The organism is Agrobacterium sp. 5Ca50, assembly GCF_055381905.1.
This window is the reverse complement of the sequence record NZ_AP026438.1, coordinates 152,846-179,601: the sequence shown is the minus strand read 5'-3', so window position 1 is coordinate 179,601 and position 26,756 is coordinate 152,846. Positions and strand designations below refer to the sequence as shown.

Genomic DNA, 26,756 nt, shown 5'->3' with positions numbered 1-26,756 from the left:
TTTTTTCAGGTAATCAAGTACAAGCTTAACGAAATCGACCAATCATTTGATTGAAAAATCAATTGATTGGTCAGATATTGATCCGCCCGATCTTCACGGGTTGAAACGTTCCGGGCGGTAGGCACCGGCGGGAATGACTGTCGTTTCGCCATTCATCATCTCGGCCAGAATACGACCGGAAATTGGCCCAAGCGTCAATCCGTGGTGAGCATGTCCAAACGCAAACCACAGGCTTTTATGGCGCGGCGCTTGACCGATAATCGGCATCATGTCTGTGGTGCAGGGTCGCGCACCCATCCAGGGTTCGGCATCCAGCCTGTCACCAAGCGGCAGGATCGTCCGGGCAACCTTTTCGGCGCGGTCAAGCTGAACAGGCGTTTTCGGCGCATCGCGACGGGCAAACTCTGCGCCTGTTGTCATGCGAATGCCCTTACTCATAGGACCGAGGAAATATCCGCGTTCACCGTCCAGAAGCCAGTTGTTGAGCTTGGCGCCGTTACGCAAATTATAATGCATGTGATAACCGCGTTTTACGCCAAGCGTGAAGCGATAACCTAACTTACGTGTGACCTCATCAGCCCATGGTCCAAGTGCCAAAACCACTTCGGCAGCCTCCACCGCTCCATCCAGCGTGCGCACTTTCCAGCCGGTTGCGGTTTGCGCAAGGGTTGTTGCATCTCCTTTTATGAACTTGCCGCCAAGGCTTTGGAACAGAGCCAGATAAGCCATGGTCAGGCCGCGTGGATCGAGAACCGACCACGGGTCTTCCCATTTCAACGCGCCGACAAAATCGTGGCTGAGATGCGGTTCCGCCTGTTCCAGTTCCCCCTTGCTCAACCGGGTATAACGCACGCCATATTGCACGGAAATGCGATCAGCCTCTGCATATTCGGCATCGCGCTTTTCAGGTGTTCGATACGCCTCCATCCAGCCATTCTTGGCGATCAGGTGCCCTGCGTCAGCCGCTTCAATCAATATCTGATGTTCGGAAATCGAATGTTCGATCAGCGGCGCATAGGCACGCGCGATCGCCTGGTGACGCGATGCATTGGAGTTCCACCAGTATTTGGCCAAGAACGAGACCACCGATGGCAAGGCGGACAAGTGGTAATGCGCGTCGATACTATTGTTTAATGCGTAACGAAGGATTTTTCCCGGGTCCTGCGGAAAACCGTATGGCACAACACCTTCACGCTGGATAAGCCCGGCATTGCCAAATGAGGTTTCTTCACCCGGTTCACGCCGGTCAACAAGGACGACACTCTTGCCCTTGCGTGCCAGTTGCAGCGCCGTGGAAACGCCGACGATACCGGCACCCAATACGATTACATCTGCTGTCATTCCACCAGTCCCATTACCCGCATCATCTTCCCCTGATGAGAGGAAGATGCGGCGGCCACGAACTGAAAGCAATGGCAAAATCACGCCCTAACGCGGGAATAACAACCGGCACGGGACAAAGCCCGCACCGTGCCGGGACTTTCCAATTATTGATTGACGGCTGGTGTTTCCACGGCCTCGATATTAAAGGCCGCTGCCATCAGCGCCTTGGTATAATCCTGCTGCGGGGCGTTGAATATCTGGGTGGATGGACCTTTTTCCACCACCTTGCCCTGCCGCATGACGATGACCTCATTGGCCAGTGCCTTGACCACTTTCAGGTCATGGCTGATGAACAGATAAGCAAGATCATGTTTGGCCTGCAGATCACGCAGCAAGTCCACCACCTGCGCCTGCACGCTCATATCAAGCGCTGACGTCGGTTCATCCAGCATGACAAACCGAGGCTTTAACACCATAGCGCGTGCAATGGCGATACGCTGCCGCTGCCCGCCGGAAAATTCGTGCGGGTAACGCCAGCGGGTTGCCGGATCAAGACCCACCTCTTCCAGCACCGATGCCACGCGCCGGTCACGCTCTTCCGACGACAGTGCCTTTTCATGCACTTTCAGGCCTTCAGCGACGATCTCACCCACCGACATGCGCGGGCTCAGCGATCCATAGGGATCCTGAAACACCACCTGCAAGCGGTTTCTGAGCGGTTTCATATCTTCGAAGGAATAACCGTCGATCTGGTTTCCGAGAAAACTGATCCGCCCTTGTGACCTTATCAAGCGCGCCAGCGCCAGGCCGAGCGTGGTCTTGCCAGAGCCGGATTCACCGACAACACCGAGTGTCTGCCCTGCCCGTAGCGTCAGATCGATACCATCGACGGCCTTGACGTGATCAACGACCCTTCGCATCAGGCCAGCCTTGATCGGGAACCAGACCTTGATGTCATCGCCCTGCATCACCACCGGTTTGCTGTCATCCGAATGGGGCGGCTCACCCTTCGGTTCGGCGGCCAGGAGATGGCGGGTATAGGCATGTTGCGGTGTGTTGAACACTTGCTCGACAGGACCTGTTTCAACGATCTTGCCCTTTGTCATCACGCAGACACGGTCGGCGAATTTGCGAACAATGCCAAGGTCGTGTGTAATGAACAGCATGGACATGCTGTGCTGTTCTTTCAGATTACGCAACAGTTCCAGAATTTGTGCCTGCACCGTCACATCGAGCGCTGTCGTCGGTTCGTCGGCAATCAGCAACTTTGGCCGGTTGGCTAGCGCCATGGCGATCATTACACGCTGACGTTGGCCGCCGGACAATTCGTGCGGGTAGGCTTTCAGGCGTTTCTCGGGATCACGAATACCCACCTGCAACAACAGTTCCAGGATGCGTGCACGCGCCTGCGTGCCTGTCATGGCCTGATGCAGTTCCAGAATTTCGCCAATCTGCCGCTCAATCGTGTGCAGTGGATTAAGCGAGGTCATCGGCTCCTGGAAAATCATGGTGATGTCGTTGCCGCGCACGGCACGCAATTCGCGCTCCGGCAGCTTCAGCATATCCTTGTCTTCAAACAGGATTTCACCGGAGGGATGGCTGGCGGCCGGATAAGGCAGCAATTTCAAAATCGAGTTTGCTGTCACTGATTTTCCGGACCCGGATTCCCCGACGAGCGCCACCACTTCGCCCGGCATGATATCGAAGGACACGCCGTCGACAGCAATGCTTTGGCTGCCGCCCTGATGAAAGGCTACCGACAGGTTACGGACGGAAAGAATGGGTTTGGTCATTGTATCGGCCACTTTGTTCGACATCGCGCTCACCGGAATGTCTTGCGCGGATCATAGGCATCGCGCACGGCCTCGCCGACAAAGATCAGCAGTGAAAGCATGATGGACATGGTGAAGAATGCCGTCAGTCCAAGCCACGGTGCCTGCAGATTGTTTTTACCCTGAGAGATCATTTCCCCCAGTGAAGGCGAGCCCGGCGGCATGCCGAAACCAAGGAAATCCAGCGATGTCAGCGTGGTAATGGATCCCGACAGGATGAACGGCAGGAAGGTCAGTGTGGCCACCATGGCATTGGGCAACAGGTGGCGGAACATGATTGTCCAGTTGCCGACACCCAGTGCGCGCGCGGCATTGACATACTCAAAGTTTCTAGCGCGCAGGAATTCGGCACGCACAATGCCGACAAACCCAACCCATGAAAACAACAGCAGGATACCGAGCAGAATAAAGAAGCCGGGCGGCAAGATCGATGCGATGATCAGCAGGATATAAAGCACCGGCATGGACGACCAGATTTCGATGAAACGTTGCATCAAAAGGTCAGTCCAGCCACCAAAATAACCCTGCACGGCACCAGCCGTCACACCGACGATAGCCGAGGCAATGGTCAGAGCAAGACCAAACAACACCGAGATACGGAAGCCGTAAATCATACGTGAGGTCACGTCGCGTGCCTGATTATCGGTGCCCAGCCAGTTCATGTTGCCAAGCGTGCAGTCCGGATCCTTGTCGCCCAGAGGATAGGCGCTGCAACGCTCCGCACTGTCCAGCATCCAGAAAGGCGCCGTGGGTGCGGAACTTGGAATGTTGGAATTCACGGTCTGATAGGAATAGCGGATCGGTGGCCAGATGATCCAGCCATTGTTCTCAATTTCCTCACGGATGAAGGATGACTTGTAATCCGTCTGTGCAAGAAAACCGCCGAACTTCTCTTCAGGATAATCCACCAGAACAGGTACCAGCAGTTCGCCTTTGTAGGAGGCGAGGATCGGTTTATCGTTGGCGATGAATTCGGCAAAGAGGCTGCCGATAAACAGAAACAGGAACAACCAGAACGACCAGTATCCGCGTCTGTTGGCTTTAAAATTCTGCCAACGGCGTTTGGTGGTGGGAGAGAACCAAGGTTTGTCCGGCTTTGCAGCTGTAGTTTCGATGCCCGAGGTGAGGTCGGTCATTACACGTCCCTCCGTTCGAAATCGATCCGCGGATCAATCCATGTATAGAGGACGTCGGACACCAGCCCGACAACAAGCCCCATCAGCGAAAAGATGAACAGCGTTCCAAAGACGATCGGATAATCGCGCTCGATGACCGCGAGATAACCGAGACGGCCAAGACCATCCAGCGAGAAGATATTCTCGATCAATAGAGATCCGGTGAAGAAGGCTGAAATGAATGCGCCAGGAAAACCGGCAATCACGATCAGCATGGCGTTCCGGAACACATGGCCGTACAGGACCTTGCGTTCGGACAATCCCTTGGCCCTTGCCGTGACGACATATTGCTTCTTGATCTCGTCAATGAAGGAATTCTTCGTCAACAAGGTCGTTGTCGCAAAGGCCGACAGCGACAGCGCGATCAATGGCAGCGCCAGGTGCCAGAAATAGTCGATGATCTTTTCCCACCATGGAAGGGAATCAAAATTATCCGAGACCAAGCCGCGCAGCGGAAACCAGTCAAAGAACGAGCCACCGGCAAACAACACAATCAGCAGAATACCAAACAGAAAGCTTGGAACAGCGTAACCGATGATGATGATGCCCGACGTCCAGACGTCAAAGGTCGAACCATCCGATACCGCCTTTTTGATGCCGAGCGGAATGGAGATCATATAGGAAATGATCATTATCCAGATGCCGAGCGAGATGGAGACGGGCATTTTTTCGATGATGAGATCCACCACCGAACGGCCCTTGAAGAAACTTTCGCCGAAATCGAAGCGGATATAATTCCACATCATATCAAGAAAGCGGGTCAAAGGCGGCTTGTCGAAACCGAACTGCTTTTCCAGCTTGGCGATCAGCTCTGGGTCGAGACCCTGAGCACCTCGATAGGTGGCGCCACCCTCATCAAACGCGCCAGCCTGCCCGAGCATGTTGCCACCACCGGAAAGCCTGTCCGCAGCACTGTCACCCGAACCGGAAAGCTGGGCAATAACCTGCTCCACCGGCCCGCCCGGGGCAAACTGGATGACGAGGAAGGAAATGCCCATGATGCCGACAATCGTCGGTATCATCAGGGCCAGACGCCGCAGAATATAAGCTCCCATCAGGTGCTCCGCTTCAGGGAGTTGGGTTCGGCTGTCATCGGCTGCGTCAAACCGTTTCCTTTCCGGAGTGCGGCAGATCCCGCACACTGTATGATTCGTAATTTGCTATGTGAATCAAGGCTTGGCTTATAAAGCAAGACCCGCATCATTTTCCGGCGCTGGCGGACCACCAGGCATTGGGGAAACCAAGCCCATATTCAGGCAACTCTTTCGGGTGAACCAGCGTGTTCCAATAGGCAATGGAACTGAAGCCGCGATAAAACTGCGGCACCACATAGGCGTTTGACAGCAGAACACGGTCCAGCGCACGGGCAGCGGCCACCTGTTCATCACGGTTTGGAGCAAAAATGACCTTTCGTACCAAGGCATCCACGGCAGGGTTCTTAATGCCGCCCACGTTCCCCGACCCCGGGCGTTCTGCTGCTGCCGATCCCCAGTAATCAGCCTGCTCATTGCCTGGGCTGGCCGAGGTTCCCCAGAGTTTAACAATCATGTCAAAATCGAAGCTGCGCACGCGGTTGGCGTATTGCGATGCATCTACCGTACGCAGCGTTGCGTTGACGCCGATCCTTTTCAGATTTTGGATGAACGGCGTGACCGTACGCTCCATGCCAACTGAATCGATCAGCAGTTCGATATCAAGCTGTTTGCCGGTTTGCGCATTGACCATCTTGTTGCCGCGCAATTCATAACCGGCCAGTTCCATCAGCTTCTTCGCCTCAAGAAGATTGGTTCGCTGTTTGCCGGGATCACCAGCAACAGGGTTTTGATATTCCGTGGTGAAAACCTCAGGAGGAAGCTGATCTTTCAACTCCGTCAGAATTTCCAACTCCCTGCCTGTCGGCAAGCCAGAGGACGCCAGTTCGCTTCCCATGAAGAAACTGTTGATGCGCTGGAACTGACCGAAGGCCAGTGTCTTGTTCAAATCCTCGAAATCGAAGGCGTAATTGAGTGCCTTTCGCATATTTGGATCTTGGAATTTTTCCCGTCGCTGGTTCGGTACAAAAGCCTGCATGATGCCGGCAGCGCGATAGACATTCGGCAATTCTTCCTTTGTTATCCGCCCATCCTTGACGGCGGGAAAATCATACTGCTTGACCCAACGGCTGGAGGACTGCTCCTGGCGGAAATCAATCGTGCCGGATTTGAAGGCCTGAAATTCCACATCCTGGTCGGTAAAGAAACTGTAGCTGATGGTCTTGAAGTTGTTTTGCCCGACATTGACGTTGAGGTCCTTGCCCCAATAATCGTCGCGCAATTCATAGGTCAACGTAGACCCTGACGAAACGGATGCGACCTTGTATGGACCGGACCCCATAACCGGCTCCAGCGTAACGCGAGAAATGTCGCGTGGCTTGCCATCCGGGCCGGTGCCCTCCCACCAATGTTTGGGCACGATTGCCAATTGCCCGACAATCTGCGGTAATTCCTTGTTGTTTGCCTCATCGAAGGTGAAGGTTACTTCGCGTTCGCCTGTGACTTCCGCCTTGCTGACGTGGGTGTAATAGTTCGCCTTACTGGTGCTGAGTTCCTTGGTTTTCTCAAAACTGAAAACGACATCTTCTGGCGTTACAGGCTGGCCATCCGCCCATTTTGCTTCTTTTCGCAGACGAAAAACTGCTTTCGAGATATCATCGGGGAAGCTCACAGCCTCCGCCAGCAGCCCGTAAGAGGCTGACAACTCCTCTTCGGAGCTTACCATCAGCGTATCGTAAACGAGGCCCAAACCGTTGGCAGCCTCACCTTTGTCAAGCAACAGATTAAGCGTATCGAACGTGCCATTAGCCGACAAACGCAACGCGCCACCTTTGGGCGCCTCGGGATTGACATAAGCAAAACGTTCGAACCCCTCGGGATATTTGAGTTCGCCGATCGCGGAAATACCGCTGCGCCACTTGTCGGCGTCCTGCGCCGAGGCTGAAAAAGGTGTCGACAACACCGATAATGCGCTCAAGGTGATGAGGCAGGGTTTCAGCCTGTTAAATAGCATGCAGTCCATCTCCGTTTTGTCATCGCGTGCCAGAAGCATAAGCGAAAGTGCGGCAAAATATAGAGGCGGGTGGCTCACAACCTTATTATCCGGATCGGTCTCCAGAGGCGTCAGAACCATTGTTTCACCAAAATGATGTTTCAGCTTGATGCGCTTTTCAGTTAGACTTGTGGGCAAATCACTTTCACATGCGGCAGACGAGAATGAAAACGACACTTGATGGCATCTGGCGTACCGGCGTTGTCGCGCTGGCGGTCCTCTCATCCAACATTGGCATGGGCGGCACTGCCTACGCTTTAGATGACAAACCTGCCAAGGAATTGTTTGGTGCAGCGCTCCTGCCCAATGCCAACGCCTCGTCGCCTTATGGATCTTATGCCAAGGGTTGCCAGTCGGGTGCCGTTGCCCTGCCCAAGGATGGGCCGGGCTGGCAGGCCATGCGTCCGTCGCGCAATCGCAACTGGGGTCAGCCGCAGTTGATTGCACTGCTGGAGCAGTTTTCACAGGATGCGCAGAAAATCGGCTGGCCGGGATTGCTGGTTGGCGATATTTCGCAGCCACGGGGTGGCCCGATGTTGTCTGGTCACGCATCGCACCAGATCGGCCTTGATGCCGACATCTGGTTTACACCGATGCCAAACCGCGTGATGACACCGCAGGAGCGTGACAACCTGCCGTTCACCTCGATGCTGGACAAGAACAAGTTCCTGACCGTCAATCCGCATCGCTGGACCTCTACCCACGCACGTCTTGTGATGCAGGCTGCCAGCTATCCGCAGGTGGACCGGGTTTTCGTGAACCCGGCCATCAAAAAGAAGCTTTGTGAAACATGGTCGGGTGACCGCTCCGACATGGGCAAGATCAGACCGATTTACGGTCATGACGAACATTTCCATATTCGTATCAAGTGCCCGGCCGGTGCTGTCGGTTGCAAACCGCAGGCGGCTGTTCCAGCCGGAGACGGTTGCGACAAGTCACTCGCCTGGTGGTTCACCAAAGAACCATGGGCTCCGCCGAAAAAAGACCCGAATGCAAAACCGGTCAAACCGCGTCCAATGATGCTGTCGGATTTGCCAAAGGCCTGTTCTTCGGTCTTGGCGGCTCCATCCATTGCGTCGTTTAACTCTGCACTGCCAAGCGCCTATTCTGCGCCATCACAGCCTTCTTCGCAGATCGAGGCGATTATTTCGCAAGATGCCGTCGGCGGCAGTGCGCCTGCCGGTGTCCCGATACCACTTGCCCGTCCGGTGAATTGAATTCAACGGATCGGGCAAACCCGGCTTTTCAAATGGCAACAAGCTGTTATAGAAGAAATCAAATCGATTGAATTCATGACATGAAAGTTGATGGCATGGCATCCGAACAGTGCATCGCCCTGATTGCCCACGATCAGAAAAAGGACGACATGGCGGATTTTGCCCGCCAGCACAGCGCGTCTCTGGCCAAATGGCGCATTGTCGCCACCGGTACCACCGGCGGCCGCGTGCAGGATGCCTGCCCTGACCTCAACGTCACGCGTCTGAAGAGCGGTCCCCTTGGCGGCGACCAACAGATCGGCGCGATGATTGCGCAAGGTGAAGTGCATATGCTGATTTTCTTTGTCGATCCACTGACATCAATGCCTCATGATGTCGATGTAAAAGCGTTGACGCGACTTGCAACCGTCTACGACATTCCCATGGCGCTCAATCGGGCGACTGCGGAAAAACTGGTCGATTTCCAGCTTTAATTAAATTCGTTTCCGGTCACGCCCTGTTTCAAATTCCACGGTGAGAGCATCCATGTCAAAAAATATCGAAAAAGATCATCTCCCGTTTCCTATTCTGATCGGTGATATTGGCGGCACCAATGCCCGTTTTTCCATCCTCCTGGATGCCTTTGCAGAACCTCGGCAGTTCGTCAGCGTCAAGACCGCCGACTTCGCCACCATTGATGACGCAATCCAGACATCGATCCTCGACAAGACCTCAGTGCAGCCGCGTTCGGCCATTCTGGCTGTCGCTGGTCCTATCGAAAGCGATGAAATTCCACTGACCAATTGCGACTGGGTGGTGCGCCCTCAGCAGATGCTGGAAAAGCTTGGCCTTGAAGACATCATTGTCATCAATGACTTTGAAGCGCAGGCGCTGGCGATTTCGGCGCTCGATAATGAAAACCGCGACCTTATCGGCCCTGACAACAAGGACATGATCGCCTCGCGTGTTGTGCTTGGCCCTGGCACCGGGCTCGGCGTTGCCGGCCTCGTCCATGCCCGCAACATGTGGTTCCCGGTTCCCGGTGAAGGCGGCCATGTCGACATTGGCCCAAGAAGCGAGCGCGATTTCCAGGTTTTCCCACATCTCGAGCCCATCGAGGGACGCATTTCTGGCGAGCAGATCCTGTGCGGCCGCGGGCTGGTTTACCTCTATAACGCGGTTTGCGCTGCTGATGGCGTCAAGCCCGCCTTCAAGGACCCGGCTGACATCACCTCGCATGGCCTGGCTGGTGACGACACACAGGCTGCCGAAACATTGACCCTGTTCAGCACCTATCTCGGCCGCCTGGCAGGTGACCTTGCGCTGATCTTCATGGCGCGCGGTGGCGTTTATCTGGCTGGTGGTATTTCCCAGAAAATCATCCCGGCCCTTAAACAGGGAGAGTTCCGCGCAGCCTTTGAAGACAAGGCTCCACACAACGCCCTGCTCTCGACCATCCCTACCTATGTGGTGACGCATTCGCAGGCGGCACTCGCAGGGCTTGCAACCTTTGCTCGTTCGCCTGAAAACTATGGCCTTACGCTTGAAGGACGGCGCTGGGTGGTGTGACTGCGCATTAACTTGTCTATGGCCAAAAGCGCCTCGACTGGTTATAGAACCGCCTCAAAAGCGGGAGGCCGCACACTAACAGGGCAGATCAGCGTTTGAACTCTACCGTACGCACAAAAAAGCCGATGGATTCCGAAAAGGTTTCGGGAATCCTGAAACGTATTATTGCTGAAAATGGCCGTGCGCATTTGCGCAATTACATTCTTGCCATTTCCTGCCTGCTAGTGGTGGCAGCAACGACGGCTTTTACGGCCTGGATCATGGAATCGGTGATCAACGAAGCCTTCGCCAACAAGCGTGCCGACCTCGTCATCATCATATGCTCCAGCATTTTCGCCGCTTTCGTGCTGCGCGGTTTTGCGACCTATGGCCAGTCAGTGCTGCTGTCAAAGATCGGCAACAACATTGTCGCCGGGTATCAGAAGCGTATCTATTCGCATCTGATGACGCTTTCGGTCGGTTTTTTCAACGAAGCCCGTTCGGCGCATCTTGCCGCACAGATCACCCAGAATGTCAGCGGCGTGCGTGATGTTCTCAACCTGACGGTCACCTCGATTGCCCGTGACCTGCTGACGCTAATCGCGCTGATCGGCGTCATGGTGTCCAAGGATGCCCTGCTTTCGCTGGTCATTCTGGTGGTTGCACCACCGCTGCTGATTGGTCTTCGTTACATTTCCAAACGCCTGCGCAGTGCCACGCGTGACGCCATCGTGCTCAACAGCCGCGTTCTGGGTGCCACGCAGGAAACCATTCAGGGCATGGCCATCGTCAAAGCCTTCACGATGGAAAAGCAGCTAGAAGAGAAGGTCAACGAGGTCATCAAATCGGCCGAAGGGCGCGCAAACCGCATTGCCCGGTTGACCGAACGGACTGCACCTCTGACCGAAACATTTGCCGGTCTCGCGATTTCGAGCGTGTTGGCCTATGCCGCCTTCCGGTCGATTTACGGCGGCGTTGCACCCGGTGCATTTTTCTCCTTCGTCACCGCGCTGCTGATGGCGTACGACCCAGCCCGCCGTCTGGCTCGCCTGCAGGTGCAGATGGAACAGGCAACTGTCAACGCCCGTATGATCTACGAGCTCTTGGATTTGCAGCCGCTGCAGCGGGACAAGCCGGATGCCGGTGAGCTGACCGTTGCCAATGCGACAATCGAGCTGCGCAACGTGTCCTTCGGTTACAACAAGGAAAATTCCATTCTCCGTAACGTGTCCTTCGTGGCGGAAGGTGGGAAGACGACCGCGCTGGTTGGTCCTTCAGGCGCTGGCAAGTCGACCATCATCAGCCTCATCCCACGGTTTTACGACCCGCTGGAGGGTGAAATTCTGGTTGATGGGCAGAATATTGCCGATGTGAAGAAGGCATCGCTGCGCCACCACATCGCTTATGTTTCGCAGCAACCTTATCTGTTTGAAGGTACCATTCGCGACAATATCCGTTATGGCCGCCCCGATGCGACTGATGCCGAGATTGAAGATGCGGCAAGACAGGCCTATGCGCATGATTTCATCATGGCTCAGCCGATGGGGTATGACACACCGGTCGGTGAAAATGGCATGAGCCTTTCCGGCGGCCAGCGTCAGCGTCTGTCAATTGCCCGCGCGCTGGTTCGCAATGCGGCGATCCTGCTTCTCGATGAGGCGACCTCGGCGCTGGACACGGAATCGGAATCCTACGTGCAGAAAGCCTTGGAAACGACGATGAACGGACGCACCGTCATCGTGATTGCCCACCGTCTTTCCACCGTTGTCCGGGCCGACAAGATCGTTGTGATGCATGACGGCCAGGTGCTTGAGCAAGGCACGCATGAAGAGCTTGCGAAGCAGGAAAACGGGCTTTACGCTCACCTCAATAATCTTCAATCGACCGGCAGCGGTCTGAAGTCATCTGCAGAAGAGTGAACTGACGCATGAGCAGCAACGACATGAAACTGGTGGTGGTCGGCGCTGCCGGTCGTATGGGACAAACCCTGATCCGTCTTATTCACGAGACCCCGGGTGTCACGCTGCATGCTGCCATTGAACGCGAGACCTCTGCCTTTATCGGCAAGGATGCCGGTGAGATTGCCGGCCTCGGCGTGAACGGTGTTTCGATCACCAGCGATCCGCTGGAAGCATTCGTGAATGCAGAAGGTGTTATCGATTTCACCTCCCCTGCCTCAAGCGTCACCTTTGCTGCACTTGCAGCACAGGCTCGCATCGTGCACGTGATCGGCACTACCGGTTGCTCCCCGGAAGATGAAGCCAAGTTTGAAGCGGCGGCCCGTCATGCCCGCGTCGTCAAGTCAGGCAATATGAGCCTTGGTGTTAATCTTCTCGGTGTGCTGGCCCGCCAGACGGCAAAGGCTTTGCCTGCCAATGCCTGGGACATTGAGGTGGTTGAAATGCACCACAAACACAAGGTTGACGCACCATCCGGCACCGCATTGCTTCTGGGTAATGAAGCAGCAATAGGTCGTGGGATCGATCTGGCATCATCGTCGGTGCGGGTGCGTGATGGGCATACTGGCGCACGCGTCGAAGGCACGATCGGTTTTGCAGCGTTGCGCGGCGGTTCGGTTATTGGCGACCACTCAGTGATTTTTGCCGGCGAAGGCGAGCGTGTAACGCTGTCGCATTATGCCGGCGACCGGTCGATTTTTGCACGCGGCGCACTGGCAGCAGCCATATGGGCACGTGGCCAGAAGCCCGGTCTTTATTCAATGCTCGATGTTTTGGGGCTGTCTGAAGCCTGATAATTTTCATTTTTACGGAGGGAATTGACTATGAGCGGAACTCTCGTGCTTGTTCGCCACGGCCAGAGCGACTGGAACCTGAAGAACCTTTTCACGGGCTGGCGTGACCCCGACCTGACCGAGCTTGGCGTGCAGGAAGCCAATGCAGGTGGCAAGGCACTGGCAGATTACGGCATTAAGTTCGACATCGCTTTTACGTCGGACCTGACTCGTGCGCAGAAGACCTGCCAGATCGTTCTCAACAATGTTGGACAGCCTGACCTGACAACGATCCGCGACCAGGCGCTGAACGAGCGCGACTATGGCGATCTCTCGGGCCTGAACAAGGACGACGCCCGCGAAAAGTGGGGCGAAGAACAGGTTCATATTTGGCGCCGTTCCTATGACGTACCACCTCCTGGTGGCGAAAGCCTGCGCGACACGGGTGCGCGCGTCTGGCCTTATTACCTCACCGAAATTCTGCCGCGCGTGCTGCGTGGTGAAAACGTACTGGTTGCCGCTCATGGCAATTCGCTGCGTTCGCTGGTGATGGTTCTGGATCGCCTGAGCAAGGAAGAGATCCTCAAGCTCAACCTCGCGACCGGTGTGCCGATGGTTTACAAGCTGAAAGCGGATTCCACCGTTATCTCCAAGGACGTTCTCGGCGACATGTCCGCCGCGCATTAAGTCCTGGCAACACGCAATTGAAAAGGTCGGAGCGTTCTGCGCTCCGACCTTTTTTATGTCACATTGTTGAATGTGTAAGTCCTGAAAATCAGTTCTCCATCCGGAATTCCACCGTGTCTGCCGGAAAACGGCTGATGGCATATTGCACCGGTTTACCATCCAGATCGGTGTTCAGTGCATGCGTCACCAGAAGGATTGCCCCCGGTGAAAGCTCAAGTGCGGCGAGATCATCGGCGCTGGCATGCATGGCAGAGATCTTTGTCGAAGCGCGCATATAGTCGTTGAGGCCCACCGCCTTGAAAGCCGCAGTAATCGATCCGCTTTTTTCGTAGGCTGCGGCAATGCCTTCAAACCGGTCGGCAGGAAACCACGTGGTCGAGCGTGATACCGGGCGACGGTCGGCCTTGCGCAACAGTTCGAGACAGATGACGGTCGCACCCTGCACAAGTCCCAGTTGTCGAGCGACTTCGATTGGTGCCGTCTCAATTGATGACGACAACAGCAGCCCCTGCATTTCGCGAACCTGGTCGCCAACCCCTTCGGAAAAGCGGGTTCGTTTTGAAATCGGGAAACTCAGCCGATCCTTGCGCACAATCATCGTGCCACGACCTTGCAGTGGCTGAACGATCCCCTCATCCGCCAAGGCCGAGATGGCGCTACGTACCGTGTGCCGGTTGACGCTGAAGGTTTCAGACAGCACCATTTCGGGGGGAAGCATGCCAGCTTCATCATACTCACCGGCCAGAATAGATTGCCGAATGCGGTCGGCAATCTGCCGCCAGAGAGCGACGCCGTTTTTCCTGCGCACATTGGCGCCCATCGAAGCCGTTACAGTCATATGTCACACGCTTGTCATGTCAGTCGGATAGCAATATCCTATCTTGTATGGTTGTCTATATCAATAGACATTTGAGGATAAGATGCAAACAAAGAACATACCATCGATTGAAGGTCGTCAGCGGGTCGCAGCCCTGCTTGCACGCGCCAGCATGGAAGAACTGATGAGCGTGTGGGGCGGACTGGAACAGTCGCCCGAAGCTGAAAAGGTGCGTGGGCCGGAAACCGGCCTCATCATGGTACGCGGCCGCATTGGTGGCGGTGGCGATGCATTCAACCTTGGTGAAGCAACCATGACACGTGCCACGATCCGCCTGGCCTCCGGCACGGTCGGTCACGCACATGCACTTGGCACCAACAAAAAGAAGGCCTGGGTTTCCGCGATCTTCGACGCCCTTTGGCAGGAACCGGCAACGCGGGACATGATTGAAACCAATCTGCTGTCGCCGGTTGAACAGCGCCTTCAGGCCACCGCCAACCAAAAGAAACAGGAGACCGCGGCAACGCGCGTCAATTTCTTCACCATGGTTCGGGGAGACGACTGATGGACCACAAGGGCGATATTTTGTCGGGCGGTTTTGCCGATCCCGTTTTTGAATCCCAGGGCGTGTTTCGCAAGCTGATGGATGGCATGGCGCAGCCCGGTACCATTCATGTGGCTGACGCCCGTGTCAAACCGCCAGCACCGCTGGGCAAGGCCGCAGGTGCCGTGTTGCTGACGCTTTGCGACCAAGACACGCCATTCTGGATGAACGGTGAGCTGGCCAAGTCAGGCGTTCCCGGCTGGCTTTCCTTCCATACCGGTGCCGAACTGGAAACCGACAAAAGTGGAGCCCGTTTCGCGGTGTTTGAAGCAGGCGCGGCCCTGACCTCGCTTGGCTTGTTTTCAGTCGGCACGCAGGAATATCCAGACCGCTCGACGACACTGTTGATCGAGGTTGCGGCGCTTATCGGTGGTTCACCTTTTCGGTTGACCGGTCCCGGTATTCGCGACGAGCGCCAGATTGCACCACAAGGATTGACGCAAGCGTTTCTGCATATGTGGGCGGAAAACCGACTGGCCTTTCCACGCGGTATAGATGTCATCCTGACAAGTGGTGACAGTTTCCTCTGCCTGCCGCGCAGCACGCGCATAGACCTGATGGAGAATTGATCGATGTATGTTGCCGTCAAAGGCGGAGAGACCGCCATTGCCAATGCCCATCGTCTGCTGGCCGACCGTCGTCGCGGCGACCGTTCCCTGCCAGCTTTGACCATTGAGCAGATCGTTGCGCAGCTTGGCCTCGCGGTTGACCGCGTGATGGCCGAAGCATCGCTTCACGATACCGCACTTGCAGCACTGGCCATCAAACAATCGCGCGGCGACATGATCGAGGCGATCTTCCTGCTGCGCGCTTACCGCACGACACTACCGCGCTTTGGCACATCAAAGCCGATTGAGACGGGCACTATGCGGGTCGAACGCCGCGTTTCCGCCACCTACAAGGATTTGCCCGGTGGTCAGTTGCTTGGCCCAACCTTCGACTACACGCACCGTCTGCTTGACCCATCGCTACTGGAAGACGGCTTTGTTGAAGAAGCGGCGCTCGAAAGCGATGGCATCGACACTGTTTCCAAAGTGTCCGACATTCTGGCAGCCGAAGGCCTGATTGAAACCGATGGCGAAATGCCATTGGATCATAAGGCCGGTGACCTGACGCGCGAGCCGATGGAATTCCCGATGCCGCGCGACTTGCGTCTGCAATCGCTGGCACGTGGCGACGAGGGTTTTCTGCTCGCACTCGCCTACTCCACGCAGCGTGGCTACGGCCGTAACCACCCGTTTGTGGGTGAGGTGCGTATCGGCGAAGTCGAAGTGGAAATCGACGTGCCGGAATTGGGCTTTGCTGTCTCGCTTGGAGAAATCCGCGTCACGGAATGCCAGATGGTCAACCAGTTCAAGGGCTCGTCCAAGGCGCCACCGCAGTTTACCCGCGGTTATGGGCTGGTGTTTGGCCAGAGCGAGCGCAAAGCCATGTCTATGTCACTGGTGGACCGCGCGCTTCGCGCCGAGGAATTTGGCGAGGATATCACTGCCCCCGCTCAGGATGAGGAATTCGTCATTTCCCACGCGGACAATGTCCAGGCAACCGGCTTTGTAGAGCACCTCAAGCTACCGCATTACGTGGATTTTCAAGCGGAACTCGCGTTGGTGCGAAAAATGCGCTCCGACTATCAAGCGTCAAAAAACAGCGTGGCCGCCAATATTACGGGAAGTATTGCCGATGCTGCTGAATGAGCTTGTTCCTGCTACGCAGGCTTTCCGCATACCAAACTGCACAAACGATGTTCAGCGCAATGAACAGTGCAAAGAACAAACCGATCAGAATGCCAGTATCCATGAGCTTGTACTCCTTTTACATGAAGGGATAACGCACAATGCCGCCTGAAGTTTCATTCAAGGATGATTTAGCCGGTTACAACTTCGCTTATCTGGATGAACAGACCAAGCGAATGATCCGCCGCGCTATTCTCAAAGCCATCGCCGTGCCGGGTTATCAGGTACCGTTTGCATCGCGCGAAATGCCCATGCCATACGGCTGGGGCACCGGTGGTGTGCAGGTCACAGCTGCCATCATCGGACTGGACGATACGCTGAAAGTTATCGACCAAGGCGCCGACGACACCACCAATGCGGTTTCCATCCGCGCCTTCTTCCAGAAGGTGGCCAATGTCGCTGTCACCACCCATACCAGCCAAGCAACCATCATCCAGACCCGTCACCGCATTCCCGAGGAAAAACTGACGGCAGGTCAGGTGCTCGTCTATCAGGTACCGATTCCCGAACCGTTGCGTTTCCTTGAGCCGCGTGAAACGGAAACCCGTGTCATGCATGCGCTCGAAGAATATGGTCTCATGCATGTACGTCTATATGAAGACATTGCCCATAATGGCCGTATCTCCCGCACCTATGCCTATCCGGTGAAGGTTGCTGGCCGTTACGTCATGGACCCGTCACCGACGCCAAAGTTCGACAATCCGAAAATGCACATGTCCGATGCCTTGCAGCTATTTGGTGCCGGTCGTGAAAAACGCATTTACGCGGTCCCGCCCTATACCGAGGTTGTCAGCCTCGATTTCGACGACCACCCGTTTGAGATCCAGACATTCGACAAGCCCTGCGCGCTGTGCGGCGCTGACAATGTCTATCTAGATGAAGTCATTCTGGATGATGCGGGCGGACGTATGTTCGTCTGTTCGGATACCGACCACTGCGAGGACCGTCGTGACCACGGCCACCGCGGTCACCTTTCACCAGACATGCCGGAGGCAGCAGAATGAACAGCGATACGCCTTTGCTGAAAGTGAGCAATGTCTCCAAGTTTTACGGTGGCCGGATTGGTTGCAAGGATGTGTCTTTCGAACTATGGCCCGGTGAAGTGCTGGCCATCGTCGGTGAATCCGGTTCGGGCAAGACGACATTGCTCAACTGTATCTCGACGCGCCTTCTGCCGACCGCCGGCACAGTTGAATATCGCATGCGCGACGACGTGACCCGCAATCTCTACCACATCAACGAAGCAGAACGCCGCCTGCTGATGCGCACCGACTGGGGTTTCGTGCACCAGAACCCTGCCGATGGCCTGCGAATGACCGTTTCGGCTGGAGGCAATGTCGGCGAGCGGCTGATGGCGGTTGGCGCACGCCACTACGGCAACATCCGCGATACGGCGTCGGACTGGCTGCAACGGGTGGAAATCGGCATTGACCGCATTGACGACCAGCCTCGCGCCTTTTCGGGAGGTATGCGCCAGCGACTGCAGATAGCCCGCAATCTCGTGACCTCGCCACGTCTTGTGTTCATGGATGAACCAACCGGTGGCCTGGATGTGTCCGTGCAGGCCCGTCTGCTCGATCTGGTTCGCGGACTGGTCAACGATCTTGGTCTTGCGGTTATCGTTGTTACTCACGACCTGGCAGTTGCACGTCTTCTGTCACATCGCATGATGGTAATGAAGGATGGCCACGTCATCGAACACGGTCTGACGGACCGTGTGCTGGATGACCCTCGCCAGCCCTACACACAATTGCTCGTTTCCTCGATCCTGCAAGTCTGAAAGGCATACTCTCATGACAACGCCTCTCGTGGTTTCAGAAGTCTTCAAAAGCTTCACCATGCATCTTCGCGACGGCATCGTTCTGCCCGTGGTCGAGAATGTCAATTTTTCAGTCGCCACCGGCGAATGTGCCGTGCTGGGTGGCCCATCCGGTATCGGCAAAAGCTCGATCCTGAAAATGCTCTACGGCAACTATGCCATCGACAGCGGGCAGATCCTGATCAGCCATCAAGGCCGGGTGATCGATATTGCCATTGCGCCGCCGCGCACCGTGCTGGAAGTGCGCAAAAGCACCATCGGCTATGTCAGTCAGTTCCTGCGGACCGTGCCGCGTGTCTCCGCACTCGACGTTGTTGCCGAACCATTGCTGGCAAGACAGGTACCATTGGAAGATGCACGTGAACGGGCACGGGCACTGCTGTGCGCCCTCAATCTGCCAGAGGCATTGTGGTTGTTGCCACCTGCCACCTTCTCCGGTGGTGAGCAACAGCGCGTCAACATTGCCCGCGGCTTCATTACCGACCATTCCATCTTGCTGCTGGACGAACCGACGGCTTCACTCGATGCACGCAACCGCCGCGTTGTCATCGACATGATCCAGAAGAAGAAACAGCAGGGCGTCGCACTGCTCGGCATTTTCCATGACGAAGAAGTGCGTGAAGCGGTTGCCGACCGCATCATTGACGTGGCCCAATTCTCGCCGAGAAAGATTGCAGCATGAGTGTGAAGGTTGGTCTTCAACCCGTTATCCACCCGACGGCCGATGTACAGAATTCGACCATTGGTCGCTACACGGAAATATCCGAACGCTGCCGCATCCATGAAGTGGAGATGGGCGACTACTCCTATGTGATGCAGGATGGTGCAATATGGTGCGCGACTATTGGTCGTTTTGCCAATATTGCCGCCTCGGTGCGTATCAACGCCACCAACCATCCGGTGGAGCGCGCCACGCTGCACCACTTTACCTACCGCGCCGCCAGTTACTGGGACGATGCCGAAGACGAAACGGATTTCTTTGAAGCCCGGCGACAACGGCGCGTCGTCATCGGCCATGATGTCTGGATCGGTCACGGTGTAACCGTCCTGCCCGGTGTCAAAATCGGCAATGGCGCGGTGATTGGTGCGGGTGCCGTGGTGTCCAAGGATGTCGCACCCTACACCATCGTCGGTGGTGTTCCGGCCAAATTGATCCGCGAGCGTTTTTCACAGGAACTGGGTGAGCGCATGGACCGCCTGGCATGGTGGAACTGGGACCACCAGACGCTTCGGTCAGCGCTTGAGGATTTTCGTTCGATGGATGCGCAATCGTTCGTTGATCGATATGAGTACCGCGCGGCGGGCTGATCTGGCGTTTGTAACAATTTCTTCACCAAACTGACACTTCCGCTTCACAGGGTGGTGTTAGGTCCAAGTCCCGAAGCAATAGCGTACGGGACAGACAATGAGCCTTGAACTTCAACACGTCACACGCCGGTTCGGCAATCACGTTGCTGTAAATGCCGTGAACGTGGAAATTCCTCAAGGACAGATGGTCGGCGTCATCGGACGTTCGGGCGCCGGCAAGTCCACGCTGCTGCGCATGATTAACCGTCTGGTCGATCCGACCGACGGTTCCATCCGCTTCAACGGCACGGAAGTATCCAGCCTGCGCGGCTCCTCGCTGCGCAACTGGCAGCGCGACTGCGCAATGATTTTCCAGCAGTTCAACCTTGTGCCACGTCTCGACGTGTTGACCAATGTGATGCTGGGCCGCCTGAACCATCGTTCGACCGTGCTCAGCCTCCTCAGCATTTTTTCCCATGACGAACGCATCATGGCGATTTCCGCACTTGAGCGCCTTGGCATCGAACATGTGGCCCTGCAGGCCGCAGGCACCCTGTCGGGTGGTCAGCAGCAGCGTGTGGCGATTGCCCGCGCCTTGATGCAGTCTCCAAAGATGGTACTGGCCGATGAGCCAATCGCGTCGCTCGATCCGCTTAACGCCAAGATCGTGATGGACGCACTGCGCGACATCAACGAGCGCGAAGGCATTACCGTACTGACCAACCTGCATACTCTGGATACGGCGCGCAATTATTGCGAACGCATCATCGGCATGTCGGCTGGCCGTGTGGTTTTTGACGGCACGCCTTCGGAACTCACGGCTGCCGCCGTCAAGGAAATTTACGGTACGGATTCGCATGGGGCAGGCATCGACGAGAGCATGACCTCTACCAGCATCACCATACCAGGAGCTCGGCTTGAAGCCGATGCAAAGCAATCTGCCGGTCTGGAGCCTCTGGCTGTCGCCGGGGTTTGAAGACCGCACAGTATCGTTACGCCCGCGTCAAGGGCATCACTCATCAGCAAAACCGGGCAACCGGACATCAGGAGATGATCTCATGTTCAAGAAAGCTCTTCTCGCGGCAACTGCCGTTGGTATGCTTGCAAGTGCCGCTATGGCTCAGGACGTCAAGGTTCTGCGCATCGGTCTCGACGGCTCTGAAAACGAAGCCGACCAGATCCGCAACACCCAGTGCCTGGTTGAAGGCCTGAAGGCTGCGACCGGCGTTTCCGAAGTTCAGATCTTCCCATCGCCTGACTACAACGGCGTTATCCAGGGTCTGCTCGGCGGCACCATCGACATCGCTTCCATGGGCGCGTCTTCCTACGCCAAGATCGCTCTGACAGATCCAAACGCTGTTGACCCGATCCTCACCTACACCCAGGCTGACGGCTCTTCCGGTTACTACTCCATCATGGTTGCCCGCAAGGACAGCGGTATCAAGTCTCTGGCTGACGCCAAGGGCAAGAAGATCGGCTTTGCTGACCCTGACAGCACCTCTGGCTACCTCGTTCCAAACGTTGCCCTGCCAAAGGAAATCGGCGCTTCCGTCAAGGAATACTTCTCTGAAAGCGGCTTCGGCGGCGGCCATGAGAACCTCGTTCTCGCCGTTCTCGACAAGAAGTTCGACGTTGGCACGACCTTCGGTTCGGGCGTTGGCAAGTGGGAAGAAGGCTACACCGGTGGCAACCTTCACCAGATGGTCAACAAGGGCAACCTCGACATGGACGATATCGTCGAAGTCTGGAAGTCCCCTCTGATCCCTAACGGCCCGCTGATGGTTTCCAACAAGGTCGGCGAAGAAATGAAGACCAAGGTTGAAGACTTCTTCCTGGCTCTGCCAAAGAACGACAACGCTTGCTTCAAGGCGTTCACACAGGGCGACAACAAGGAATACATCAAGGTTGATGCTTCCTTCTACCAGACCATTATCGACGCCCGTAAGTCCGTTATCGGCGGCTGATTGGTACGGATAAAAACAGAGCGGCGGCTTCTAAGCCGCCGCTTTTTTTCGCAACAGGAAGATGCAGCATGAGCGGACATTCGACGACTTCGACACTGGGCGGGCTGGGACAATCCGCGTCCACCGTCATGCGTCATTATCAGCAGCAGTTGAGAACACGACGGATCTATACGGCCATTTCGATCGTCGTTTTCCTGATCGCGCTCGGCGCATCGCTGAACTTCGCGAACAATGCAAATTCGGGCAAGTTCTTTGAACGTCTTCCTTATCTGTTCGATTTCATCAAGACATTCGTGCCGGATAGTCCGCTGGAAATTTTCCGCGCCATGTTCGATCTGCCATCGCCCTATGATGATGGCTCACTCAAATACAACTACACGGCTGACCGGGTTTATGTGACGGACAATTTCTATATTCCGTTTTTTATCTATCAGCTGATCATCACCCTGAATATCGCGCTTGTTTCGACACTGATCGGCACCGGATTTGCATTCATCCTGTGCTTTTTCGCCTCGACCAATCTGGTTGGTGCTGGAATTGTGCGCTGGGTTGTGCGCCGTATCATGGAAGTGATGCGCGCCTTCCCGGAAATCGTGGTCGCCGGTCTGCTGACCGCCATCCTGTCCATCGGTCCGATTGCCGCTATCGTTGCCATTACCATCCACACCGTGGGTGCGCTGGGCAAGCTGTTCTTCGAAGTGGTCGAGAATGCCGATATGCGCCCCGATGAAGGTCTGCGCGCCGCTGGTGCCAACTGGCTGGAACGCGTGCGTTACGCCATCGTGCCGCAGGTTCTGCCAAACTTCGTGTCCTACGCATTGCTGCGCGCTGAAATCAATGTGCGTGCCTCCACCATCATCGGCGCGGTCGGCGGTGGCGGTATTGGTGAGGTGTTCCGTCTGGCCATTGGCCGCGATCACGCTGCAAAGACCTACGCCATCATCATCCTGCTGCTGATCACAATCATCGCAGTGGACCAGTTTTCGTCATGGCTTCGCCGCCGGCTGATTGGCCAGCAGGCATTTGACAGCGCGCAAGGAACAGTCTGATGAAATCCACACCATCGATCCATGCCTCCGAGCGCGAGCGCCTGACAAAGACCTACCCTCACGTCTTCCACAAGAGCTTCATGCAGCGCTACGGCCTGCTCATCAGCCTTGGGGCCGTGGTGTCCTATCTGGCGCTGTGCTTCGTATTCTTCAACGTCGGCCCCGCGCTGATGCAGGGCCGCTGGGACCGTGCATCGTCCTATATTCAGGATTGGTACTCCTGGCGCGCGCAACCGCGCCTGCGCTTCCAGGATGGCGCGGTGGTGCCACAATGGTCGAGCCGTGGGCAGTATCCGGCGGGCGCTGACATCGACTGGTTGATCCCCGGTCAGAATGGCAACTATACGGTGACCTATGGCAGCATGGATGACCGGCTGGACATTACCACCGACAAGGTCGAGGTTTACGTTGCCGGCACGCCTTATACGGTCACCATCTCACAGGACATAGTCACTGCCCCGGTTGATGCACCTGCCGCCATCCAGCAGGACGGAAGCAAGGTCATCGTCAACTACGGTTTCGAAGGTCAGGCTGAAATTCGCAACAGCCAGGTTTACGTGCAGCGTCGTTTCATGGGCTGGGCCAACTTCTTCTTCGATACGCAGTCGGAATTCTGGGGCAAAAGCGTTGGTGAGTTGATTGCGCTCGCGACGGTTGGTGAACGGCTGGATCCGAACCAGTCCAACATCGCCAACATGACCGACGATTTCCTCAACAACAAGGTCTGGCAGCATGCGGACATTCTGTCCAAGCTGATGCAGACGCTGGTCATGGCTTTTGTCGGTACCCTGTTGGGTACTCTGATCGCGTTCCCCTTCGCCTTCATCGCGGCGCGCAACATTACGCCAAACCGCCTTGCCAACTGGGGCATGAAGCGCGCTTTCGATTTCCTGCGCTCCATTGATATGCTGATCTGGGCGCTGTTCTTTACCCGCAGCTTTGGTCCTGGGCCAATTCCCGGTATTGCGGCTATCTTTTTCACCGACACTGGCGCGCTTGGTAAGGTTTATGCCGAGGCGCTGGAAAATGTCGATGACAAGCAGCGCGAGGGCGTCAAGTCGGTGGGTGCGTCACCTGCGGTGGTCAATCGTTACGGCGTGGTGCCACAGGTGTTGCCAGTGTTCATTTCACAGTCCCTGTATTTCTGGGAAAGCAACACACGTTCTGCCACCATCATCGGCGCCGTGGGTGCTGGTGGTATCGGCCTCAAATTGCTCGAGGCCATGGGCACCAATGCCGACTGGGACAAGGTTGCCTATATGGTGCTGCTGATCCTGTTTGTGGTTTTCCTGTTCGATGGCATTTCCAACGCTATTCGCTCACGACTGATCGGCAAAACCGCACATTAACGATCGAGACGTAAACAGCATCATCATTCTGTCATGGAAATCATTTAGGCGCATGGCCTGACTTGCAGCGAAGCCGGCTTTGGCTTCAAATGAGGTTCGCTGTAGTTCCCATGATGTTTGAAAGATCCCACAGTGCGATACGCTGTTTATTTCACACCTCCGCAGACACACCCTTTGAACCTTGCCGCAGCCCGTTGGTTGGGACGAGATGCCTTCACCGGTGAGATCCACGCCGACAATGAAGCGCGCGAAGAGCTGACGGCCGAGCCACGACGTTACGGATTTCACGCCACGCTGAAAGCGCCATTCGAGCTGTCGGAAAAAAAGACCGAAGCGCAATTGATTGCCGCTGTCAAAAACTTCGCTGAAACGCGCACGGCATTTGATATTCCGCAGATCGTGGTTGGTCAGCTCGGCCCGTTTTTCGCGCTTGTCCCGCATTCCGTGCACGGGCCATTGCAGGATTTTGCCGCTGATATCGTCGATTTTTTCGATGAATTCCGCGCACCGCTTTCTGACTCCGACATCGCCCGTCGCCGCCCACAAAATCTCACACCCAAGCAGCGCGACAATCTCATGCTGTGGGGTTACCCGCATGTGATGGAAGAATTTCGCTTCCACATGACCCTGACCGGTCCAACCGAAGAGCCGGATCGCCCTGATATTCATTCCGCGCTCAACGGGCATTTTTCAGAATTTATCAACCGTCCACTCGCAATTACCGGCCTTGCGCTTTTTGTTGAAGAACAGCGTGGAGAGCCTTTTAAAGTCCACTCCTGGCACTCGCTTGCCAACCGATAGAAAGACACCAGCAATGCGTTCCGAACAGGTTCTTTCCAACGCCCGTATCGTCCTTGAAGACGACATCATTTCAGGTTCGGTCCTGATCCGTGACGGGCTTATCGCTGATATCAGCGCTGGCCCTTCTACAACCGGTGAGGATTTCGAAGGCGATTACCTCATCCCCGGCCTCGTTGAACTCCACACCGACCATCTGGAGCAGCACTATTCGCCACGTCCAGGCGTAACCTGGAACAAAACAGCCGCCGTGCAGGCCCATGATGCACAGGTTGCGGCCTCCGGCATCACCACGGTGTTTGACTGCCTGCGCCTTGGCTCCGACGAGGATGGTGGTTTCAAAAAAGGCGAGATGCGTGAAATGGCTGATGCCATTGAACAAGCCGCTGGCCAGAACCGCCTGCGCGCCGAGCACCTTCTGCACCTGCGCTGCGAAGTGGCGTCATCCGACGTGCTGGAACATTTCGAGGATTTCGAAAACGATCCGAATGTGAAGCTGATTTCGTTGATGGACCACTCCCCGGGCCAGCGCCAGTTCCAGTCACTAGATCAATATATTCTCTACTACCAGAAAAAGCGTGGCCTGAGTGACGAAGCCTTTGCTCGCTTCGTTGATCGTCGCAAATCAGCCTCGGCACAATATTCCGCGCCACATCGTGACTATCTGGCGGCTCGCTGTGCAGAGCGCGGCATTACCGTTGCCAGCCATGACGATGCCACCACCGAACATGTGCAGGAAGCTATCGGCCATGGTGTCAAGGTTGCGGAATTCCCAACCAGCATCGAAGCCGCCCGCGCCTCGCACGAGGCCGGCATGAGCGTGCTGATGGGTGCGCCGAACATTGTGCGCGGACAGTCCCACTCCGGAAATATTGCCGCCAAGGATCTGGCAGAGCTGGGTGTACTCGATGTGTTGTCATCCGATTACGTTCCATTCAGCCTGCTATATGCGCCATTTATCATCGCAGATTCGGTAGAAAGCATATCGTTGCCACAGGCACTTGCATTCGTGACGACCAATCCAGCACGCTCTGTCAGCCTTGATGACCGTGGCGCTATACGCACTGGCCTGCGCGCCGATCTGGTACGTGTACACCGCGAAGAAGGCGTACCTGTCGTTCGTTCCGTCTGGCGTCAGGGACGTCGCGTCGCCTGATGGACATCGACCCTACCGCCCAGTCCATGACACAAGGCAGACACGGCACATTGGTTGCCGTGGTCGGCCCCAGCGGTGCCGGCAAAGACAGTTTGCTGGCACTGGCCGCGCAGCATTTTCAAGGCTGCGCGGATGTGCATTTTGTGCGTCGTGTTATTACACGCAGCAAGGATGCGGGTGGTGAGGATCACGACAGCGTCACATCCGACGAATTTGCAGCGCTTGAGGCACAGGACAAGTTCGCTGTGTGCTGGAAAGCCCACGGCCTGAGCTACGGTGTACCAGCTTACGTGTTTTCGCAGTTGGAGAAGGGCGATCTTGTCATCGTCAACGGATCGCGCTCGACCCTGCCCGATTTCCAGTCAGCCTTTGCTCGTCTGCAGGTCATCAACATTACGGCGCGGACCGAGGTTTTGGCGGAACGGCTCGAGAAACGCGGCCGTGAAAGCAAGGCCGACATTCTCTTGCGGCTGCAACGCAGTGTTTTTGACATCCCCACCAACTTTAATGTTGCCACGATCGACAATAGCGGCGATCTTGAGACAGCAGGGCAAGCTCTCATTCAGATGCTGGAAAACTACCGTCAGAGATAAATCTTAAAGGC

The 26,756-nt window shown here is 55.9% G+C and carries 26 protein-coding genes; 20 read left to right on the top strand and 6 right to left on the bottom strand.

Annotated elements, in window-relative coordinates:
- Nucleotides 1–93 precede the first annotated feature (93 nt).
- The 5 genes from ACZ5FM_RS00890 to ACZ5FM_RS00870 form a co-directional block, all read right to left on the bottom strand.
- Nucleotides 94–1,341 carry an NAD(P)/FAD-dependent oxidoreductase gene (locus ACZ5FM_RS00890; protein WP_464039460.1) on the bottom strand — a complete coding sequence of 416 codons (1,248 nt, stop codon included), beginning with the start codon at nucleotides 1,339–1,341 and terminating at the stop codon, nucleotides 94–96.
- Between the two features lie 146 nt (nucleotides 1,342–1,487).
- Nucleotides 1,488–3,116, bottom strand: coding sequence for an ABC transporter ATP-binding protein (locus ACZ5FM_RS00885; RefSeq protein ID WP_192487824.1), 1,629 nt, complete (start codon nucleotides 3,114–3,116; stop codon nucleotides 1,488–1,490).
- 29 nt (nucleotides 3,117–3,145) lie between these two features.
- On the bottom strand, nucleotides 3,146–4,291 hold the full coding sequence (locus ACZ5FM_RS00880; RefSeq protein ID WP_464039459.1) for an ABC transporter permease: 1,146 nt from the start codon (nucleotides 4,289–4,291) through the stop codon (nucleotides 3,146–3,148).
- Nucleotides 4,291–5,385, bottom strand: a complete 1,095-nt coding sequence (locus ACZ5FM_RS00875; RefSeq protein WP_250983483.1) for a microcin C ABC transporter permease YejB — start codon at nucleotides 5,383–5,385, stop codon at nucleotides 4,291–4,293. The genes ACZ5FM_RS00880 and ACZ5FM_RS00875 overlap by 1 nt, the downstream gene beginning before the upstream one ends.
- 145 nt (nucleotides 5,386–5,530) lie before the next feature.
- Complete coding sequence (locus ACZ5FM_RS00870; RefSeq protein ID WP_464040505.1) at nucleotides 5,531–7,375, bottom strand: extracellular solute-binding protein; 1,845 nt, start codon at nucleotides 7,373–7,375, stop codon at nucleotides 5,531–5,533.
- Between the two features lie 203 nt (nucleotides 7,376–7,578).
- Here ACZ5FM_RS00870 and mepA point away from each other — a divergent pair, with 203 nt between their 5' ends.
- From mepA to ACZ5FM_RS00840, 6 genes are all read left to right on the top strand, one after another.
- Nucleotides 7,579–8,631, top strand: coding sequence for a penicillin-insensitive murein endopeptidase (gene mepA / locus ACZ5FM_RS00865; protein ID WP_464039458.1), 1,053 nt, complete (start codon nucleotides 7,579–7,581; stop codon nucleotides 8,629–8,631).
- A gap of 95 nt (nucleotides 8,632–8,726) precedes the next feature.
- Nucleotides 8,727–9,104 carry a methylglyoxal synthase gene (locus ACZ5FM_RS00860; RefSeq protein WP_192486880.1) on the top strand — a complete coding sequence of 126 codons (378 nt, stop codon included), beginning with the start codon at nucleotides 8,727–8,729 and terminating at the stop codon, nucleotides 9,102–9,104.
- Between the two features lie 52 nt (nucleotides 9,105–9,156).
- On the top strand, nucleotides 9,157–10,179 hold the full coding sequence (locus ACZ5FM_RS00855) for a glucokinase (RefSeq protein ID WP_250983482.1): 1,023 nt from the start codon (nucleotides 9,157–9,159) through the stop codon (nucleotides 10,177–10,179).
- Nucleotides 10,180–10,304: 125 nt separating this feature from the next.
- Nucleotides 10,305–12,077: an ABC transporter ATP-binding protein gene (locus ACZ5FM_RS00850; protein WP_409515567.1), complete on the top strand. Its 1,773-nt coding sequence runs from the start codon at nucleotides 10,305–10,307 to the stop codon at nucleotides 12,075–12,077.
- 8 nt (nucleotides 12,078–12,085) lie between these two features.
- Entirely contained in the window at nucleotides 12,086–12,910 is an 825-nt protein-coding gene (gene dapB, locus ACZ5FM_RS00845; protein ID WP_312946251.1) for a 4-hydroxy-tetrahydrodipicolinate reductase, read from the top strand.
- A gap of 30 nt (nucleotides 12,911–12,940) precedes the next feature.
- On the top strand, nucleotides 12,941–13,576 hold the full coding sequence (locus ACZ5FM_RS00840; RefSeq protein ID WP_259147682.1) for a 2,3-bisphosphoglycerate-dependent phosphoglycerate mutase: 636 nt from the start codon (nucleotides 12,941–12,943) through the stop codon (nucleotides 13,574–13,576).
- A gap of 88 nt (nucleotides 13,577–13,664) precedes the next feature.
- On the opposite strand, the gene phnF is transcribed toward ACZ5FM_RS00840, so the two are convergent.
- Nucleotides 13,665–14,396 carry a phosphonate metabolism transcriptional regulator PhnF gene (gene phnF / locus ACZ5FM_RS00835; RefSeq protein ID WP_312946816.1) on the bottom strand — a complete coding sequence of 244 codons (732 nt, stop codon included), beginning with the start codon at nucleotides 14,394–14,396 and terminating at the stop codon, nucleotides 13,665–13,667.
- Nucleotides 14,397–14,496: 100 nt separating this feature from the next.
- On the opposite strand from phnF, the gene phnG reads away from it, so the two are divergent.
- The 14 genes from phnG to phnN all read left to right on the top strand — a co-directional run bounded on the left by phnG (nucleotide 14,497) and on the right by phnN (nucleotide 26,745).
- Complete coding sequence (gene phnG, locus ACZ5FM_RS00830) at nucleotides 14,497–14,958, top strand: phosphonate C-P lyase system protein PhnG (RefSeq protein ID WP_464039456.1); 462 nt, start codon at nucleotides 14,497–14,499, stop codon at nucleotides 14,956–14,958.
- The gene (gene phnH, locus ACZ5FM_RS00825) at nucleotides 14,958–15,566 is read left to right on the top strand and encodes a phosphonate C-P lyase system protein PhnH (protein ID WP_464039455.1); all 609 of its coding nucleotides are present in this window, start codon (nucleotides 14,958–14,960) and stop codon (nucleotides 15,564–15,566) included. The genes phnG and phnH overlap by 1 nt, the downstream gene beginning before the upstream one ends.
- A gap of 3 nt (nucleotides 15,567–15,569) precedes the next feature.
- A complete protein-coding gene (locus tag ACZ5FM_RS00820; protein ID WP_464039454.1) occupies nucleotides 15,570–16,691 on the top strand; it encodes a carbon-phosphorus lyase complex subunit in 1,122 nt (373 codons plus the stop codon).
- Nucleotides 16,692–16,831: 140 nt separating this feature from the next.
- A complete protein-coding gene (locus ACZ5FM_RS00815) occupies nucleotides 16,832–17,734 on the top strand; it encodes an alpha-D-ribose 1-methylphosphonate 5-phosphate C-P-lyase PhnJ (RefSeq protein WP_250983475.1) in 903 nt (300 codons plus the stop codon).
- Complete coding sequence (gene phnK / locus ACZ5FM_RS00810; RefSeq protein ID WP_250983474.1) at nucleotides 17,731–18,510, top strand: phosphonate C-P lyase system protein PhnK; 780 nt, start codon at nucleotides 17,731–17,733, stop codon at nucleotides 18,508–18,510. Before ACZ5FM_RS00815 ends, phnK begins: the two co-directional genes overlap by 4 nt.
- Before the next feature lie 13 nt (nucleotides 18,511–18,523).
- Nucleotides 18,524–19,231, top strand: coding sequence for a phosphonate C-P lyase system protein PhnL (phnL, locus tag ACZ5FM_RS00805; RefSeq protein ID WP_275640492.1), 708 nt, complete (start codon nucleotides 18,524–18,526; stop codon nucleotides 19,229–19,231).
- The gene (locus ACZ5FM_RS00800) at nucleotides 19,228–19,857 is read left to right on the top strand and encodes a transferase hexapeptide repeat family protein (protein ID WP_250983473.1); all 630 of its coding nucleotides are present in this window, start codon (nucleotides 19,228–19,230) and stop codon (nucleotides 19,855–19,857) included. Before phnL ends, ACZ5FM_RS00800 begins: the two co-directional genes overlap by 4 nt.
- Nucleotides 19,858–19,954: 97 nt before the next feature.
- Entirely contained in the window at nucleotides 19,955–20,812 is an 858-nt protein-coding gene (gene phnC / locus ACZ5FM_RS00795) for a phosphonate ABC transporter ATP-binding protein (protein ID WP_192486868.1), read from the top strand.
- Between the two features lie 82 nt (nucleotides 20,813–20,894).
- The gene (gene phnD / locus ACZ5FM_RS00790; protein WP_192486867.1) at nucleotides 20,895–21,800 is read left to right on the top strand and encodes a phosphonate ABC transporter substrate-binding protein; all 906 of its coding nucleotides are present in this window, start codon (nucleotides 20,895–20,897) and stop codon (nucleotides 21,798–21,800) included.
- 128 nt (nucleotides 21,801–21,928) lie between these two features.
- Nucleotides 21,929–22,849, top strand: coding sequence for a phosphonate ABC transporter, permease protein PhnE (gene phnE, locus ACZ5FM_RS00785; protein WP_192487822.1), 921 nt, complete (start codon nucleotides 21,929–21,931; stop codon nucleotides 22,847–22,849).
- A complete protein-coding gene (gene phnE, locus ACZ5FM_RS00780) occupies nucleotides 22,849–24,198 on the top strand; it encodes a phosphonate ABC transporter, permease protein PhnE (RefSeq protein ID WP_464039453.1) in 1,350 nt (449 codons plus the stop codon). Before phnE (ACZ5FM_RS00785) ends, phnE (ACZ5FM_RS00780) begins: the two co-directional genes overlap by 1 nt.
- A gap of 132 nt (nucleotides 24,199–24,330) precedes the next feature.
- The gene (locus tag ACZ5FM_RS00775) at nucleotides 24,331–24,999 is read left to right on the top strand and encodes a DUF1045 domain-containing protein (protein WP_464039452.1); all 669 of its coding nucleotides are present in this window, start codon (nucleotides 24,331–24,333) and stop codon (nucleotides 24,997–24,999) included.
- A gap of 13 nt (nucleotides 25,000–25,012) precedes the next feature.
- Entirely contained in the window at nucleotides 25,013–26,152 is a 1,140-nt protein-coding gene (locus ACZ5FM_RS00770; protein ID WP_464039451.1) for an alpha-D-ribose 1-methylphosphonate 5-triphosphate diphosphatase, read from the top strand.
- Nucleotides 26,152–26,745 (top strand): phosphonate metabolism protein/1,5-bisphosphokinase (PRPP-forming) PhnN, encoded by a 594-nt coding sequence (gene phnN, locus ACZ5FM_RS00765; RefSeq protein ID WP_312946279.1) that lies wholly within the window; start codon nucleotides 26,152–26,154, stop codon nucleotides 26,743–26,745. Before ACZ5FM_RS00770 ends, phnN begins: the two co-directional genes overlap by 1 nt.
- The last annotated feature ends 11 nt before the right edge of the window (nucleotides 26,746–26,756 follow it).